Source organism: Pseudoblastomonas aquimaris (genome assembly GCF_035481675.1).
In the GTDB taxonomy this organism is placed as follows: Bacteria; Pseudomonadota; Alphaproteobacteria; order Sphingomonadales; family Sphingomonadaceae; genus Alteriqipengyuania_B.
The window spans coordinates 1,280,953-1,296,237 of record NZ_JAYJJW010000001.1; the positions used below are offsets into that span (position 1 = coordinate 1,280,953).

The window sequence follows — 15,285 nt, forward strand, 5'->3', positions numbered from 1 at the left end:
ACATGGACCGCGCAGGCGCCGGGCGGCTGGTGGAGGCCTTGTCCGTAGCCGCAGACGATGCGGCGCGCGGGTTGAAGGACATCACCGGGGGCGATCCAACACGGCAGGACGAACGCCAGATCGAATGCTTCGACCTCGCCTGGGCAATCGCCGACATACGCGCAGCCCGATCTGCGCTTAAGGCCGATACCGGTCTCGACCGCGACCTCGCCCTCCTGTTCCTGCGCCGCCACGCCCGCCGCGCACTCGACCGGCTTGGCGATATCGCCCATGCGCTGGGCCGCGATGCCGCCCCCCTCCACGAGATCCGCGACGGGGCGGACTGGCAGGCACTGGCCGACTGGACGACGCCGGAGCGGGTGCAGCAGATCGGCCGCGCGGTCATCGCGGCGGAAGGGGAAGTCGGCACGCCCTCCCTGCCCGGCGATGCCGCCATGGCGCAGGCCAGCTTCGCCCGCTTCGCCGCCGACACGGTCGCCCCGCTGGCCGAAGCGATCCACCGCGAGGACCTGACCGTGCCCGAAGCCATCCTCGGCCCGATGCGCGAACTCGGTGCCTTCGGCCTCGCCATACCCGAAGCCTACGGCGGCACCGCGGACGGAGACGGCGAGGATGCGACGACGATGATCGCGGTGACCGAAGCGCTGTCGCAGGCCTCGCTCGCCGCGGCCGGCAGCCTGATCACCCGGCCCGAAATCCTCTCCCGTGCCCTCTTGGCCGGCGGTACCGAAGCGCAAAAGGAGCACTGGCTGCCGCGCATCGCATCGGGCAAGACACTGTGCGCCATCGCCATTACCGAGCCCGACTACGGCTCCGACGTCGCGGGCCTGCAGCTACGCGCGCGGAAGGTCGACGGCGGCTGGCGGCTGAGCGGCGGGAAGACCTGGTGCACCTTTGCGGGCAAGGCAGAGCTGCTGATGGTCGTCGCGCGCACCGATCCCGACCGCGCCGCGGACCATCGCGGCCTGTCGCTGATGCTGGTCGAGAAACCCTCCGACGAAGGCCACGCCTTCCGCCACCAGTGCGACGGCGGCACGCTTTCGGGCAAGGCGATCCCGACCATCGGCTATCGCGGGATGCACAGTTTCGACCTGTCGTTCGAAGACTGGTTCGTGGCCGACGACCGGGTGATTGGTGAAGCGGAGGGTACCGGGCGCGGTTTCTACCTTACCATGGCGGGCATGATGGGTGGACGGATGCAGACCGCCGCGCGCGCCTGCGGCGTGATGCGGGCGGCGCTCAAATCCGCCATCGCATATGCGCAGGACAGAAAGGTTTTCGGCCAGGCCTTGTCCGCCTATCCGCTCACCCTTGCAAAGATCGCCGGGATGGCCGCGAAGCTCGCCGCCTGCCGCGCGTTGGCATACGAGGTTGCCGGGACGACCGACGCCCCGAACCGGGCGATGGATGCCAGCCTCGCCAAGCTCGTCGCCTGCCGCGCGGCGGAAGAAGTCACGCGCGAGGCGCTGCAGTTGCACGGCGGCATGGGCTACGGGGAAGAAAGCGCGGTAAGTCGCTATTTCGTCGACGCGAGAGTGCTCTCGATCTTTGAAGGCGCGGAAGAAACGCTGGCGCTCAAGATCATCGCCCGCGGCGCCATCGCCGCCGCCTAGCGCACTGCCTCCAGCCTAATCTGTTCGAGCCGCGCTGCGGAGCGCGGCCGCATCCAGATGCCGAGCATCCGGTTGTCGCAGGCGGGCACTTCGATCAGCGACGCCGCACTGACCGAACCGGGCCGCTTGGGCGCACCGCAATCCACCGTGACCGCAGCCGCACCGGCATCACCGCGCAGTGCGACGCGGTAGCGACCCGGCGCCAGCGTCACCGCCTGCGACAAGGCGAGCCGTGTCACTGCCCCATCGTTTTCGAGCACGAGCCCCTCGCCCTCCCCCGCCGCGCGAATGGCGAGATCGCCCGCAGGATGCCGCTGCCAGCCGAAGGGCGATCGACCGTCCCCGGCGAATTTCGGGTCGGCAATCGCCCCATCCGAAGCCTGCTCCGGGCAATGTACCCGCCAGAGGTCTTCGGCAGCCTGCCGCTCGCCGTTCGCCAGCAGCCTTCGTGCAAGCTGCGCAGGCTCATCGCACCCGAACGGCGTGTCGGCCAGGGAAGGTGCGGCAAACAGCGCCGCCCGCGCCCGGAGCGCTTCGACCGGTACATCGGACCCCGGATTGAGGAACCGCGCTGCCCAGCCGGGCCTTGCCGCCACGCGCCGGGCCAGCGCCTTCCGCGCCGCCTCTTCGTCGAATGCTGCCAGAAGCACCTCGCCTTGCGGGAACTGCGGATCGTCACGCAGTATGGCATCGGCGCGCAAGGCCGCATCGTCCCACGCCCCTGCCTGTCGCGCGGCTTCAAACCAGTAGAGCTGGGTCGCCCCGTCGCGCCAGCCGAGCTGCGCGGAAAGCCGGAACACCGCCTCTGCCTGCTCGCCCTGCCCATCGCGCAGCAAGGCCGCGCCGAGCAGGCCAAGCGCGCGCGCATCGTAGGGGTTAGCCGCCACCGCATCCCGCGCCGCAGCGACCGCGCCCTGCCCCTCCAGCAAGGCGGAGCGCGCCCGGACCTTGGCGGCTTCGGCAGCGAAAGCCGGCGGAACCAGGCGGGCGAGCGAGGGCGACAGCGCGCTCATCCGGTCGAGCCCGCTCAGCAAGGCCAGCGCAACGAAAGCGAGGATCGCGCCGCTGGCTGCGATGCGCAACCTCACGCTTTTTCCGCCCCGCTTTCGTAGCGATAATAGTCGTAACCGTAATAGGCCGAATAACCGTGGCCGGCGCGCTGCGGATCGAACTTTGTGAGGACCGCGCCGAGGACGTTGGCATTGACTGCGCGCAGGCGGCGCAGGGCCGATTTAAGCGCGCCGCGACCGCCGCGGTTCGATTCGACCACGAAGGCCACGCCGTCGCTGATCGCCGCGAGTGCCGGCGCATCGGCAAGGCCAAGCACCGGCGGGGAATCGACCACGACAGCGTCATATTCTTCGCCCAGCCGTTCCAGCAGCAGCGCCATGCGCGGCCCGGTCAGCAGTTCGGTCGGGCTCGGCGGTTGCTTGCCCGACGGCAGCACGACCAGACCTTCGGTGGAGGTGGCGGACACGAAATCGCCCGGCGCGGCGTCCGACGTCAGCAGGTCCGACAGGCCCCGCTCGTTGGCGATACCAGCGCGGCGATGGATCGAGGGGCGCCGCATGTCGGCATCCACCAGCACCACGCGCCGGCCCATCCGTGCGAGCGAGGCGGCGGTCGCCCAGCTGGTCGTGCTCTTGCCCTCGGTGGGCTGCGAGCTGGTGATGAGGAGGATTTTCGGCAGGCCTTCGCGCGTCGCGTGGAGGAGTGAACCCCGTAGAGAGTTGTAGGCTTCGGCGACCGAGGACTTGGGGTCTTCCATGGCGGTGCCGACCTCTTCGTTGCCCGGCACGCGCGGCACCACGCCGAGCAGCGGGATACCGAATTTCGCGTCGATATCCTCCGGCACCCGGATCCGGTCGTCGAGCTGGTCGCGCAGGAACACCGCAACGCCCGCGATCGCGGTGCCGAGGATGAGCGCGAGCAGCAGGTTGCGCATCACGTTGGGCGACGATGGGCCGAGCGGCGGATCGGCGGGATCGATGATGCTGATGTTGCTCGCCGCCACCCCTGCCGAGGCATTCAGCTCGCGGTAGCGTTCGAGCAGCCCGTCGTAGATCGACCGGTTCGTATCGGCCTCGCGCGCAAGCGTGTTGTAGCGCACGCTGCGGTCCTGCTCGGCCAGCGTCTCGCGCTCCAGCCTGCCGACCTGTCCGCGCAGCTGGCTCTCCGCCTCGCGCGCGGCAGTGTAGCGCGCGCGGATGCCGTTGCGGACGTTGCGCGCCGCGGCATTCAGCTGGCGCTCGATCTCGGCGATCTGGCTCGTCAGCTCGCGCACCTGAGGATGATCGTCGAGATAGCGTTCGCGGGCGGACTGCAATTCGGCGCGGCGCGCGGCCCGCTGCTGCATCAGGCTTTGCACCGTGGGATCGGCAAGCACGGTTTCCGACGAAAGCAGCGGCGTGTTGCTTTCCGCCCGCCAGCGCGCTTCGGCCGCCACTCGGTCCGCCTGCGCGCGGTTGGCCGCTTCGTTCAGCTGCAACAGACTGGAGCTGGTCACGCTGCTGGCGCGGTTGCTGCTGTCGTCGCTGATGCCCGGCTCGCGCGCACGGATCAGGCCGGCATCGCGGGCATAGGCGTTGAGCTCACGCTCCGACGCTTCGAGCTGCGCGCGGGCCTCGTCCAGCTGTTCGGCCACGAAGTTTCGGGCATAGGCGGACTTGTCGAAACGGCGGCGCAGACTGGCCTGGATAAATTCCTCCGCGAACCCGTTGGCGACGCGCGCGCTCATCTCCGGATCGGTGCTGTCGAAGCTGATCCGCGCAACGCGGCTGTTGCGCGGCAGGTCGACGCCGAGCCCCGCCTGCAGCAAGCCGACGACCTGGTCCTGGCGGAGCCGCTCCGGCAAGCCGTCGGCAGGCGGCGGCACTTCCATGGCGGCGAGGAAAGACTCGTCACCGAACAGCTCCAGTCGCCGCGCCACCCGCTCCGCCAGTTCGCGGCTGCGCAGCACTTCGAGCTGGGTGTTGAGGAACCGGTCTATGTCCCAGCCGGAATCCTCGATCACTGCATCTTCCAGGTCCTCGCCCAGCACGCTGGCGGTCTGGTCGTCGATCTGGACAGTGGTGACGGCGGTGTAGCGCGGCGTCTGCAGCATGGTCCAGACAAGCGCCGCTGCCACGACGACCGCGATGACCGCCGCAATCAGCCAGAGGTTCCGGCGGACGACCGAAAGGATGTAGCGCAGTGCATCGCCCAGTCCGCCGCGCAGGCCGCCATAGGCGTCGTATTGCGGATAGGCCGGATAGGGTGAGGCCTGGATGTCGGGTACGCTCGCCATCGTCAGAACAGGTAGAAGATGTTGAACAGCGGGGCGGCGCGCAGCACTTCCTGCAGGCCGCTGCGCAAGTTGTCGTGGCCGACCACCACGATGTCGCCCGGCCGCAGCGCCGGATCGTCGGCGCGGCCCGCGCGAATGTCGGTCAGGTCGAAGCGCGCGCCGGCCCTGCGCCCATCGATGCGGCGGAAGACCAGCACCTCGTCGAGTGCAGCCGTGTCCGACGGGCTGCCGGCCAGTGCCATCGCCGTCAGCAGGCTGGCGCCCGGGGGTATCTCGTAGACCCCCGGCTTGGCGACCGAGCCTTCGACCGCCACGGTGCGCGCGGCCGTTTCAACGACGGAAACCGTCACTTGCGGGTCGCGCAGGTAGCGCGCGCCGTAGGCATTCTCGATCAGGATCGCGAGTTCGGCGGGGCTACGGCCCTCTGCGGTTACCTCGTCGATGAGCGGAAGGGCCAGATTGCCCGCCTCGTCCACCTGCACCCGCTCGCGGCTCAATTCCGCCTCGCGGTACACGTCGACCGAAACCACGTCGCCGGGCTGGAGGAAGTAGGTGCGCGCCTGCATCGGCACAGGTTCTGGCACCGCGATGGCTGCCGCGGCAGCGGCGCCGGTTGGCAGGTCCGACTGCAGGCTGGGCTGGCAGGCTGCACACAGCGCGGCAAGGCAGGCGATCGCAATCGCTCGTCCACTCCGCCAAGGCATCATCGCCATCATCCCGCCGCGACCCCGCTTCGATCGTCCCGCCGCGGGACGAACAGCAATCCTGCAGTCATAGCCGCGAGGCAGGCGAGAGTCATCGAACGCAGCGGGTAATCAACAGCCGAATGCAGGGCGACGATCGCCAGCGTCGCGCCGGCAAAGCCGGTTATCGGCCGCTGCGTAGGATCGGCGCACCATCGCCGCACGAATTGCCATGCCAGTGCCAGCATGATGGCGGCGACGAGCAGGAGGCCCGGCAGGCCCGCCTCCAGAGCGAATTCGAGGTAATCGTTATGCGCGCGGTTGGGCTGGGTCGCGTCCACCACCTCCAGCCGCTCCGCCGCGATGACGGCAGGCACGAAGCTGCCGATCCCCCCACCGACGGGCCAAAACTGACCGGTGGCGAAGGCCGCGTCGCGCCACAACTCGGCACGGAAATCGCCGGCAACGGCGAAGCGGTCCCCCACCCGGCCGAGCGCGCTGCCGGCAAACGTCGGCACCAGTGCGGCAACGGCGAATAGGGCAGCGACCACGCCGAGGCCCCTGCGCTTCTCCCGCAACAGGACCCACGCAAGGATGGCCGGCACGAGCAGCAGGGCGATCCCGGTGCGCGATCCGGTGAAGATCACCGCAACGGCCAGGATAACGCACAGCGCCGCAGCCATTCCGCGCGGCAGCCGCGCCGTCCCGTCACGCCGGTGGGACGCCGCAAGCGCGATGGCCGCGCAGAGCCCGATCAACAGGACATCCGCTGCAGCGTTGCGATTGGCCATGAAGCCCGTGATCCAGCCGCGGTGGCTGGCGGTATAGGCCCGCCAGGCACTCTCGCCGCCCGCAAGCTGGAACGCGCCCACCACGGCCGTAAGGCCCGCGCCGCCAAGAATGGCGAGTAGCACGATATGTCGCCGGCGGCTGCCGAGGTGGCCAACAACGACCATACCGACGGCAGCCGACAGAATCGCGAGCCATGCGGCAAGCGTCGCATGGGGTGTGAGGGACAGAGGCTCCCATCCGCCCTCCCCGCGCGCCAGTTCCAGTGCGGCGGCGCTCGTTGTCCGGCCCGGCAACGCCTCCCAGGTGCCGGGCGGAAGGGGGATCAATTGTAGCAGGGGGAAAATCGCCATCGCCACTACGATCGCGGTGAATAGTGGGCCGGGCGAGCGGCGGGAAAGCCCGTGGCCCCACCAGACCCACGCCGCCGCGAGGGCTGCGATGATGAGTTGCAAGAGAAGCTCCGCGTCCGGAGCCGGACTTCCGCCGCCGCCCAGAAACACCGCGCACAGCACGATTGCCGCGACAATCACCGCCTGCCGACCGGAAAAGTCATGCTGCTGTTCCGGCACTGCCATCCCTTACCGATTGCGAAGGAAGAGTGTGCGGCGCGCATGCGCTCGCGGCAAGCGCCCGGCCTGCGGTGTCAACACATCAATGCAGGGGTACCCGGCTCAGCCGGGACTGTCGTTGCTGCCGTTGCCGATGGTCAAAGCCAACACGACGCCGAACGTGGCGACCAGTGCTGCGATGAACGCGGTTTGCGCGTACCACGGTTGGGTGCTCGCGGCGGCGGGAACGAGACGACAACCGAAAGGTTCGCCTCCGATATCGAGAAGGACTCGTCCCGCTTCGTCAACCTTTACGAACTCGCCGCCGATTTCCACGCACCGAACCGCGTCGTCGGCCGACAGGTTTTGTACTTGCGACAAGGCCAAGCCTGCCATCGGGATGGCATCGGCAGAACGAACGGCAGCGTAGGACGCAGGCGCGTGCAAGCCCATCGCCGCAATGGCGAGGCTGCTCGCGAGATAGCCCTTGGATCTACGCATGGTTCGGCACCCGATCGTTCACGTCCATCTCTATATCGCTGCATTGCAACAATAACAAGAATCGAGAATTAACCTTTTGGGCCAAGGCGTAACGCATCTCAGTACGCTCGCTCGTGCACGATGACGCGCGCGGTGCGCAGCATGATCAGGCAGTCCTGCCACAGGCTCCAGCGCGCGGCATATTCGAGGTCGGCCTGCAGCCGCGCCGCAAGATGCTCTTCGGTTTCCGTCGCCCCGCGCAAGCCCCGAACCTGCGCCAGACCCGTCAGGCCGGGCTTCAGCGAATGGCGCTGCGAATAGCGCCGGTCGATATCCCAGAACAGCCGACTGCCCGCTTGCGAGCCGATCGCATGGGGCCGCGGGCCGACGAAGGACATCTGGCCCAGCAGGATATTCACCAGCTGCGGCAATTCATCGATGCTGCTGGCCCGCAGGAAGCGGCCGAGGCGCGTCACCCGCTCGTCCTCCCGCCCCGTCGACACCGCACCGGCGTTATCGGCGGCATCCGCCCGCATCGTGCGGAATTTCCAGATATCGAAGAAACGGTTGGCGCGGCCCATGCGTCGCTGGCGGAAGAGGACCGGCCCGCCATCATCGAGCTTGATCGCCACTGCGACCAGCGCCAGCGGCACGGCCAGCAGGACAAGCGCGAGGGATGAAAGCGCGAGGTCGAACGCGCGCTTCACCACCCGGTCGCGGATGCGCAGCGGTCCGCGGCTGATGAGGAGCGTGGTGAGGTTGCTTGCCGCATGCCGTTCAAGTCCGAGCGCGTCGATCCGCGCGATCGCCTCGCTGGCCAGTTCACCGGTCACGCCGCTCCCCCGCAGCACTTCGACCCATGCTTCACGCTCCTCGTCGCGCGTGCTGACGATGACGCGGTCCATGTTGCGCATCGCCTTGCCGATGCGGTCGAGCCCTTGCGGATCCGCCGGATCGGGGCGCAGGTCGAGTTGCGCCGCGTGGACCCGATAGGCACCAGGCAGGTCGACCGCAGGGCCGCCGGCATCGATGACGAGCACGTTCTGCAGCCGCCCGGAGTAGCGCCGCTGCACTTGCCGGCTCACGATCATCCGCCACCCGGCCAGCAGGAGCACGCTGACCAAGAGGCCGATCGCGAAGCTCGCGCGAGAGAGCTGCGTGCTGGACCGCGCGAAGAAGACGATGAAGTTCACCAGTGCGCTCGACAGCAGGAGAGCCACGGCCATCCGTTGCACGCCGTATCGCCAGCTTTCGAGCGAGGAGAGCGAATAGGTCCCGTTGTAAAGCGCCAGCGTCAGGAACAGCGGCAGCATCAGCTGGCCCGCCAGCATGGCGCGAAATTCGCCGAACTCGCCGCGATAGAGGAGCCCGCTGGTCGCGAAACCGAGCGCGACAAGCGCGACGTCGCCCAGCAGCAGCACGAGGTACAGCTGCAGGCGCCGCTTCTCGAGCGACTGCGCCGGCGCCGGGCGGACCTTGGCCGCAGAAAGATGGACTGGTGCGTTCATTAATCACCGCATCGCGCCGGAATGTCCGGAACTGCAGTGAGCTTAAGGTAAAATACCTACCCGGTCATGAACCATGCTCGCACGCACGGGGGAAAACACGGCAAGTCGAATCGAAAAAGGGGCAGCGCGAAGGGGCTGCGCAAGGCCAACTTACGCGGGAAAGGGTCGCCTCGGGATCTCCCGACACAAAAACCGCCTCTCTCCCAGACAACACAAAACGGGCGCCCCCGAAGGGACGCCCGCCTTGGTGATCATCTAGTCCGCAGCCTGAGCTGCGACGCCGATTAGACGCTGACCGGGATCGTCGTGTCGTCGTCATCGTCAGCGATCACGAAGATCGCGCCGATGATGGCAGCGAGGCCGAGCAGCAGCGGAAGGATGCTGATGCCGTCGAGCGATTCGCCTTCGACGTTGGCAGCTGCACGTGCGTCGACCGGAGCGGCCTGGGCAACCGAGGTGCCGGCAACCATCGAAAGGGCAGCGGCGGAAAGCAGGATTTTACGCATAGTGTCAGGACCTCATTAGATTCTTACGTTTCTTGTTTATGGCCAGGCTCGTCCGGTCCCCTCAAAGGCCGTCCAACCCGTTCGATGCAGTCGTTGCCATCAAAAGGTGACAACATTGTTACCATCGCCCTAAGGTGGGTGAACTCCACCGTCGAACAGGGAGAATCCCCCTGGCAACGCCCCCATCGAGAGCCGTTGAGGCCCCTCCTATGCGATTACCGCCCCCGATTGCAACCGCCTTGGCCGGTTTTCTCTTGCTTTTTAGCACGCAAGCCCAAGCAACTGACGCGAATATGACACAGTTGGACGCGCGTCTTTCCAGTGTCGCCCACCGCATTACTGCCTCGAATGCGCCGCTTTGCAGGTATTCGATGCCCGGACTTGGGCTGTCGCTGATCAGTCGCGACCAGTATTCGGACACGCCTTATGACCAGCCCCACCCTGCCTTCATCGACGACAGCCGGGTTGCCCTGAGTGCCGTCGCGGCGGGCGGCCCTGCCGCCCGGGCGGGGCTGCGGGCGGGCGACGCGCTGTGGCTGGCAGGCGGGGAGCCGCTCCCGGAGCGCCGCGAGGAGGACCAGTTCCGCTATATCTCCGTATCCGGCGCGCTGGCGGAGCGGGACCCCGCCGCGGCCGTCACCCTCTCCGTTTCGCGCGGCGGGTATCTGACGGAGGTGACGGTCGAACCTGTCCCGGCCTGCCGTTCGCTGATCGAGATTTTCCCGTCGAACGAGAAATTCGCCCGTGCGGATGCCGAAATCGTGCAGATTTCCTCCGCGCTCGCGGCGACGCTGGATGACGGGCAGCTTGCCGTGGTCGTCGCGCACGAGCTGGCGCACCAAGTTCTGGAACATCGGCGTCGGCTGGAGGAAGCCGGGGTGCGAAAGGGCCTGCTGGCCGAATTCGGCAAGAATGCCCGCCGCAACCGGCGCGCGGAAATGGAGGCGGACCGGTTGAGCGTCCACTTGCTCGCCAATGCGGGCTTCGATCCGATGCTCGCCCCGCACTTCTGGCGTTCCGAGACGGGTGCCGAGCGCGAGGGCGGCTGGCTGCGCAGCCGCGCCTACCCCTCCCGCGAAGCGCGCGCCGAGGCGATGGAGGCCGAGATCACGCGCTGGAACCTGACGACAACCGCGTTTTCGGCCGCAGCGCCGTTGGTATCCTGGCGCGACCGGCCGATCGACATCGAGGACTGAGGGCAGGCTCGAAGCGCGCGAGAAGTGCGTCGAGCACCGGCGCCGTGCCGTATGCCGCGGGCGATCGGTTTACGAACCGCCTGCGGCAGCCCGCTGCGCGATCAGCATTGCCCCGGTTATCCCGGCGCGGTCCCCCAGCGATGGCGGCACGATCCGGCGAACCTCCGACTTGGGCAGGTATCCGGCACCCAGTTCCCGAGCTTGCCGGACGACCCGTTCCAGCAGGCCGGGGGCCTTCATCACGCCCCCGCCCAACACGATCGTCTCCACCGCCATCGACGCAAAGACTGTGTGGCACATCTGGGCGAGATAGCCGGCCACCAGATTGTGCGCCGCATGGTCCTGTGGGAGCTCCGACAAGGTCGCGCCCCAGCGGGCCAGGATGGCAGGGCCGCTGGCGAGACCTTCCAGGCAGTCGCCGTGGAAGGGGCACGTTCCTGCAAAGTCGCGGTCGTCCGCGTCCCGGCGCGAATAGATGTGGCCCAGCTCGGGGTGGCCCGCGCCATGGACGAGGCGGCCATTCGAAATGGCCCCTCCGCCGATCCCGGTCCCCACGGTCACGTAGGTCAGCGATGCGACACCCTGCCCCGCGCCAAACCCGTGTTCGCCAAGGGCCGCCCCGTTCACGTCGGTCTCGAAGCCGACTGGCACGGACAGGTGACGCACGAAATAGCCTGCGAGGTCGCAATGCGACCAGCCGGGCTTGGGGGTCTTGAGGATATGTCCCCACTCCGAAGACCCGCGGTCCAGCTCGACGGGGCCGAAACTCGCAATACCGAGGCCCTGCAGCGGTCCCTGGTCCTGGAACCAGGCGAGGGCTTGGGACAGCGTCTCCTCCGGCGTTGTCGTGGGGATCGTGTGGGAGGCGGCGATGGCGGTCGGGCCATCGCCCGCCGCGAGTACGAATTTCGTGCCCCCCGCCTCGATCGCACCCAGCCGTGCTACCGTCATGCGTCGTCCCCCGACCCCACCAGCGTGGCGGTTGCAGCCCCGGCGTCGAGCGTCAAGCGCGCGAGCGGGGCCGGCGCGCCGACGAACGCACCGTCGACGACATCGACGAAGCTCGACACCACCAGTTCCTGCGTTACCGACCAGCTATAGGCCTGCTGCGGGCGCTGCGCGGGATTGGCCAGGACGAGGCCGGACCCGTTCAAGGGGCGGTAGGGGCCGCGCAGGCTGTCCGCCACCATGCCGTAAAGTCCGGTCGGAGCGCCTGACGCTGCGGGCGCGAAAGTGTGCGCCTGGGTTGCCCAGAATGCGAAATAGGCTCCGTCACGAACGACGAGGCAGGCCCGCTCCAGCTCGTTGTTCACGCCGCCAGCGCGGATCAGCGGCGGCAGCAATTGCCAGTCGCTGCCGACCCTCGCCGCGAGGCCAACGGCGCCGGTAAATTCGCTCCCGGCCGAAGGGCTGGAGGCGGTGAAGACGAGGTAGTCGCGCCCGTCGGCCGGATCGCGGAAGTAGAACGGATCGCGATAGGCCTTGATCCGTCCGGCCTCGCCCTCGTGCGCATCGGCGGCAATATAGTCCGAAGTCAGGCGGCCGAGAATCGGGCGCGGCTTGCTCCATCCGGCGGCGAGACCATCGGCCCCGGTGCCGGACGAGGTTTCGTACAGCGCCTGCTGGTATCCGCCGGGCCGGTCCACCTGCCCTGCGCCGGTGAACCAGAGGGTGAATTGCCCCTCGTCCCACAGGGCAGAGCCCGACCATTCGCGCTCGTAGGGTACGCCGAATTCCGGCAGGACGGGACCGAGGTCGATCCAGTGATCGCCTTTGCGTTCGAGCCAGTGGATCTTCGCCTTGAAATGCCGCTGGTCCGGATCGCCATCGTCCGGCGCGGTCAGGATCATCCACAATTCGCGCCCGGCGACGTCGGCGATCCGGCCGTCGCGGTCCTGTACCGGCCACATGTCCCAGTAGAACAGGTATTCGCGCGGGCGCTCCATCGCCGCGTCCGGCCACAGCGGCAGGCGGGCGGGCCGCTGTCCGGCCGCAAGCTTGGCGTGTTCGAGAGTCCAGGCGGTTACCACGGCTGCACCCTAACTTATCGGTTTGGCAAGATGTACCGGCGGGCGGAGGGAGTGGCGCCCGCCGGTCGTGTCGATCGGATCGAGATGGATCAGAAGTCGATCCGGACCGAGCCCACCACCGTCCGCCCCGCGATGGAGCGGGCGCGCACGATGTTGTTGCCGGGGATCGAACCCTCTTCCGCTTCGGTATAGCCGTAGACGTCGAACAGGTTGTTGGCGTTGACCGCAAACTCGACCCGGTCGATCGGGCGGATGGCGACGAAGGCGTTCACCTGCGTGTAGCCCGGCAGCTTCAGGTCATTGTTGTCCTGCGTGAAGCTGTCGGTGGTGCCGATCGCATTGGCGCCGATCGTGAACAGGTCGTTTTCGTACTGGGCGGTCGCCTGGTAGACGAAATCGGCCTGGCGTCGCGGCGTGTTGCCGATGATCGCCGCGTTGAGCGCATCCTTGATCTCGGAATCGGTCCACGTCCCGCCGGCCGAAATCGAGAAGCCGCCGATGCTGTAGCTGCCTTCCAGTTCCACCCCGAAGGCTTCGTAGCGGTTGTCGGTGAGCACCAGCGGCGCGATCTCGACATTGGTTTCCGCGGTTTCGGCGAAGAAGCCGGTGGCATAGAACCGCACGCCCGGCGCCTGGTACTTGAGGCCGGCCTCGACCTGCGTGACTTCGGCGATCACGCCGCCGTCGTCCCCGCCCGCGACGTCCCCATCGATGGTGCTGACGGCGGGCGAGAACAGGCTGCGGTCCGCCGTGTGGCGCCCGCCCTGGCTGTAGCGCGCGAAGACCGACATCGCGTCGCTGAGCAAGTAGTTCGCGCCGACGGAGAACGACAGGTAGTCGAAGTCGTAATCGACCGGGGCGAAGCTGTCGGGTTGGATCCAGCTCGTCTGTGCCTCTGCCGGCGAAATCGTCCCGTCGCCGTCAAAGTCGTACGAGATGACGCCCGGGCGTGTCGAAACGCCGGTGTCGGGGCCGCCGATGCTGCCTTCCGCGCTGCCGAAATCGTAGCGCACGCTGCCGTCCAGCGTCAGGTCGCCGAGGATATAGCTGAGCGAGGCGAAGGGGGCATAGGTCTTGTAAGTGACGTCGTAGCTGCGCCGGCAGCAATTGCCGAAGAAGCTGGCACCGAAACCGACATTGCCGCCCTGGGTCACCAGATTGCCGGCGGCATCGACGACGTCGAGCAGGACAGCCTCGCCATTGCCGGCGGTCGTCTGGAGGTGGCTGGTCCACAGCCAGTCGGTGTCGATTTCCTGTTCGGACGCATAAAAGCCTGCCGTGAGGCGGATGCCGCCGAGATCGCCGGACAGGCGGAAATCGTTGGTGATGTTGCGCAGGCTGTTGAGGCGGGTGTTGAACAGCACTACTTGGCTGACGATGCCGTTGCCGCCCAGCGTCGACGGGTCGGCCACAGCCTGGCCCTGCAGCGGACCGCTTGCATAGACCAGTCCGGATCCTGCGCCGCCGATGCCGTCGGCCACGGACTGCGCGGCGCCGGCGCTCGCCGGGAAGGGCGAGAGGAAGCCGCCCGAATTATCGGCCACGCGGAACCGTTCGGTCAGCGTCCAGTCGCCGAGGTCGATTTGCGCTTCGAAACCGACCGCAGTGGAAAGAACTTCCAGACCGTCGCTGAAATCGTAGGTGGCGACGCGGTTGTCCGGCCCCAGGGTCACGGGATCGGTCCAGAACGGCGACTGCAACGCATCGCTGCGGGGGTCGAAATTGGCCAGCGCGGAATAATCGCCGCTGCCGTCCACGAAAACCGGCTGCGGCAGGAAAGTGGCCGTGCGGTCGTTCAGATACTTGCCGTAGAAGCGGATGTAGCCCGCATCGAATTCGCGGGTGTAATTCGCCTTCACCTGGCCGCCCGAAAAGCCGCGATAGTCGATGTCGCGCGGCCCTTCCCCTTCGCGCCAAAAGCCGCCGACATGGAAATAATCGACGTCGCTCAAGGCCGCGCCGTAATCGAAATCGAGCCGGAAGCTGTCGTGGTCGAGACCGCCGGACAGGGCGACTGCGCCGCCTTCCTGCTGGCCGATCTTGGAAATGAAGTTGATCACCCCGCCCGGCGAGTTGGAGGCAAAGGTAGAGGCAGAGCCGCCGCGCACCGCCTCGACCCGGCCGACATTGCGGTCCGCACGGACGAAATTGTCGGCGTTGCCGAAGATGATGTCGCCGAATTCGAGGACAGGCAGGCCGTCTTCCTGCAGCTGGATATAGCGCGCCCCGCCGGTGGAGACCGGAATGCCGCGCACGGCGATGTTGGCATTGCCTTCCCCGCCGGAAGCTTCGGACCGGATGCCCGGCAGCTGGCGGATGAGGTCCGCCGCAGAGCGCGGGTTGAGATCGGCGATACTTTCCGCGTCGACCGAGCTGATGGAGATCGAGCTGTCGAGCCTGTTCTGCCCGCCGGCGACGGCGGTGACGATGATCTCCTCGCCTTCGAGCACAGGATCGCCGTCTGCCGCAGGGGCGTCCTGCGCCAGCGCGGGGGTGGAAAAGGCACTCAGGGCAACGCCGAATGCGAGGGCGTGACGAAACTTCATGGCTGGACTCTCCTCCGGGATCTTCGCGTCGGACGCGCGATTCGTCCCAATGCATACGCCTGCTGCAAACGTTTGCAAGTGCAATTTGCAAACGTTT

General features: G+C 67.5%; 12 protein-coding genes. 2 read left to right on the forward strand and 10 right to left on the reverse strand.

Features of this window, described 5'->3' with window-relative positions; genetic code table 11:
- Nucleotides 1-2 precede the first annotated feature (2 nt).
- Complete coding sequence (locus VCJ71_RS06310; protein ID WP_324639843.1) at nucleotides 3-1,613, forward strand: acyl-CoA dehydrogenase family protein; 1,611 nt, start codon at nucleotides 3-5, stop codon at nucleotides 1,611-1,613.
- Here the strand turns inward: VCJ71_RS06310 and VCJ71_RS06315 are convergent.
- The 7 genes from VCJ71_RS06315 to VCJ71_RS06345 all read right to left on the reverse strand — a co-directional run bounded on the left by VCJ71_RS06315 (nucleotide 1,610) and on the right by VCJ71_RS06345 (nucleotide 9,416).
- On the reverse strand, nucleotides 1,610-2,701 hold the full coding sequence (locus VCJ71_RS06315; RefSeq protein WP_324639844.1) for a hypothetical protein: 1,092 nt from the start codon (nucleotides 2,699-2,701) through the stop codon (nucleotides 1,610-1,612). The two genes, VCJ71_RS06310 and VCJ71_RS06315, sit on opposite strands and share 4 nt — an antisense overlap.
- Nucleotides 2,698-4,899 (reverse strand): GumC family protein, encoded by a 2,202-nt coding sequence (locus tag VCJ71_RS06320; RefSeq protein ID WP_324639845.1) that lies wholly within the window; start codon nucleotides 4,897-4,899, stop codon nucleotides 2,698-2,700. Before VCJ71_RS06320 ends, VCJ71_RS06315 begins: the two co-directional genes overlap by 4 nt.
- A gap of 2 nt (nucleotides 4,900-4,901) precedes the next feature.
- The gene (locus tag VCJ71_RS06325) at nucleotides 4,902-5,606 is read right to left on the reverse strand and encodes a polysaccharide biosynthesis/export family protein (protein ID WP_324639846.1); all 705 of its coding nucleotides are present in this window, start codon (nucleotides 5,604-5,606) and stop codon (nucleotides 4,902-4,904) included.
- A 5-nt stretch (nucleotides 5,607-5,611) separates the two neighbouring features.
- The gene (locus tag VCJ71_RS06330; protein WP_324639847.1) at nucleotides 5,612-6,949 is read right to left on the reverse strand and encodes an O-antigen ligase family protein; all 1,338 of its coding nucleotides are present in this window, start codon (nucleotides 6,947-6,949) and stop codon (nucleotides 5,612-5,614) included.
- 96 nt (nucleotides 6,950-7,045) lie between these two features.
- The gene (locus VCJ71_RS06335) at nucleotides 7,046-7,423 is read right to left on the reverse strand and encodes a hypothetical protein (RefSeq protein ID WP_324639848.1); all 378 of its coding nucleotides are present in this window, start codon (nucleotides 7,421-7,423) and stop codon (nucleotides 7,046-7,048) included.
- Between the two features lie 98 nt (nucleotides 7,424-7,521).
- On the reverse strand, nucleotides 7,522-8,910 hold the full coding sequence (locus VCJ71_RS06340; RefSeq protein ID WP_324639849.1) for an exopolysaccharide biosynthesis polyprenyl glycosylphosphotransferase: 1,389 nt from the start codon (nucleotides 8,908-8,910) through the stop codon (nucleotides 7,522-7,524).
- Between the two features lie 284 nt (nucleotides 8,911-9,194).
- Nucleotides 9,195-9,416, reverse strand: a complete 222-nt coding sequence (locus VCJ71_RS06345; RefSeq protein ID WP_290135829.1) for a hypothetical protein — start codon at nucleotides 9,414-9,416, stop codon at nucleotides 9,195-9,197.
- Between the two features lie 371 nt (nucleotides 9,417-9,787).
- On the opposite strand from VCJ71_RS06345, the gene VCJ71_RS06350 reads away from it, so the two are divergent.
- Entirely contained in the window at nucleotides 9,788-10,612 is an 825-nt protein-coding gene (locus VCJ71_RS06350; RefSeq protein WP_324639850.1) for a M48 family metalloprotease, read from the forward strand.
- A 69-nt stretch (nucleotides 10,613-10,681) separates the two neighbouring features.
- Here VCJ71_RS06350 and VCJ71_RS06355 read toward each other — a convergent pair whose 3' ends face one another.
- From VCJ71_RS06355 to VCJ71_RS06365, 3 genes are all read right to left on the reverse strand, one after another.
- On the reverse strand, nucleotides 10,682-11,563 hold the full coding sequence (locus VCJ71_RS06355) for an ROK family protein (protein WP_324639851.1): 882 nt from the start codon (nucleotides 11,561-11,563) through the stop codon (nucleotides 10,682-10,684).
- Nucleotides 11,560-12,642, reverse strand: a complete 1,083-nt coding sequence (locus tag VCJ71_RS06360; protein ID WP_324639852.1) for a glycoside hydrolase family 68 protein — start codon at nucleotides 12,640-12,642, stop codon at nucleotides 11,560-11,562. The genes VCJ71_RS06355 and VCJ71_RS06360 overlap by 4 nt, the downstream gene beginning before the upstream one ends.
- Before the next feature lie 89 nt (nucleotides 12,643-12,731).
- Nucleotides 12,732-15,188 carry a TonB-dependent receptor domain-containing protein gene (locus VCJ71_RS06365; RefSeq protein WP_324639853.1) on the reverse strand — a complete coding sequence of 819 codons (2,457 nt, stop codon included), beginning with the start codon at nucleotides 15,186-15,188 and terminating at the stop codon, nucleotides 12,732-12,734.
- Between the last annotated feature and the right edge of the window lie 97 nt (nucleotides 15,189-15,285).

Excerpts from the sequence above, each read along its gene's own strand:
- VCJ71_RS06365 (WP_324639853.1), bottom strand. The coding sequence starts at position 15,188 with ATGAAGTTTCGTCACGCCCTCGCATTCGGCGTTGCCCTGAGTGCCTTT.
- VCJ71_RS06345 (WP_290135829.1), bottom strand. The coding sequence starts at position 9,416 with ATGCGTAAAATCCTGCTTTCCGCCGCTGCCCTTTCGATGGTTGCCGGC.
- VCJ71_RS06320 (WP_324639845.1), bottom strand. The coding sequence starts at position 4,899 with ATGGCGAGCGTACCCGACATCCAGGCCTCACCCTATCCGGCCTATCCG.
- VCJ71_RS06325 (WP_324639846.1), bottom strand. The coding sequence starts at position 5,606 with ATGATGCCTTGGCGGAGTGGACGAGCGATTGCGATCGCCTGCCTTGCC.
- VCJ71_RS06335 (WP_324639848.1), bottom strand. The coding sequence starts at position 7,423 with ATGCGTAGATCCAAGGGCTATCTCGCGAGCAGCCTCGCCATTGCGGCG.
- VCJ71_RS06310 (WP_324639843.1), top strand. The coding sequence starts at position 3 with ATGGACCGCGCAGGCGCCGGGCGGCTGGTGGAGGCCTTGTCCGTAGCC.
- VCJ71_RS06350 (WP_324639850.1), top strand. The coding sequence starts at position 9,788 with ATGCCCGGACTTGGGCTGTCGCTGATCAGTCGCGACCAGTATTCGGAC.
- VCJ71_RS06355 (WP_324639851.1), bottom strand. The coding sequence starts at position 11,563 with ATGACGGTAGCACGGCTGGGTGCGATCGAGGCGGGGGGCACGAAATTC.
- VCJ71_RS06330 (WP_324639847.1), bottom strand. The coding sequence starts at position 6,949 with ATGGCAGTGCCGGAACAGCAGCATGACTTTTCCGGTCGGCAGGCGGTG.
- VCJ71_RS06340 (WP_324639849.1), bottom strand. The coding sequence starts at position 8,910 with ATGAACGCACCAGTCCATCTTTCTGCGGCCAAGGTCCGCCCGGCGCCG.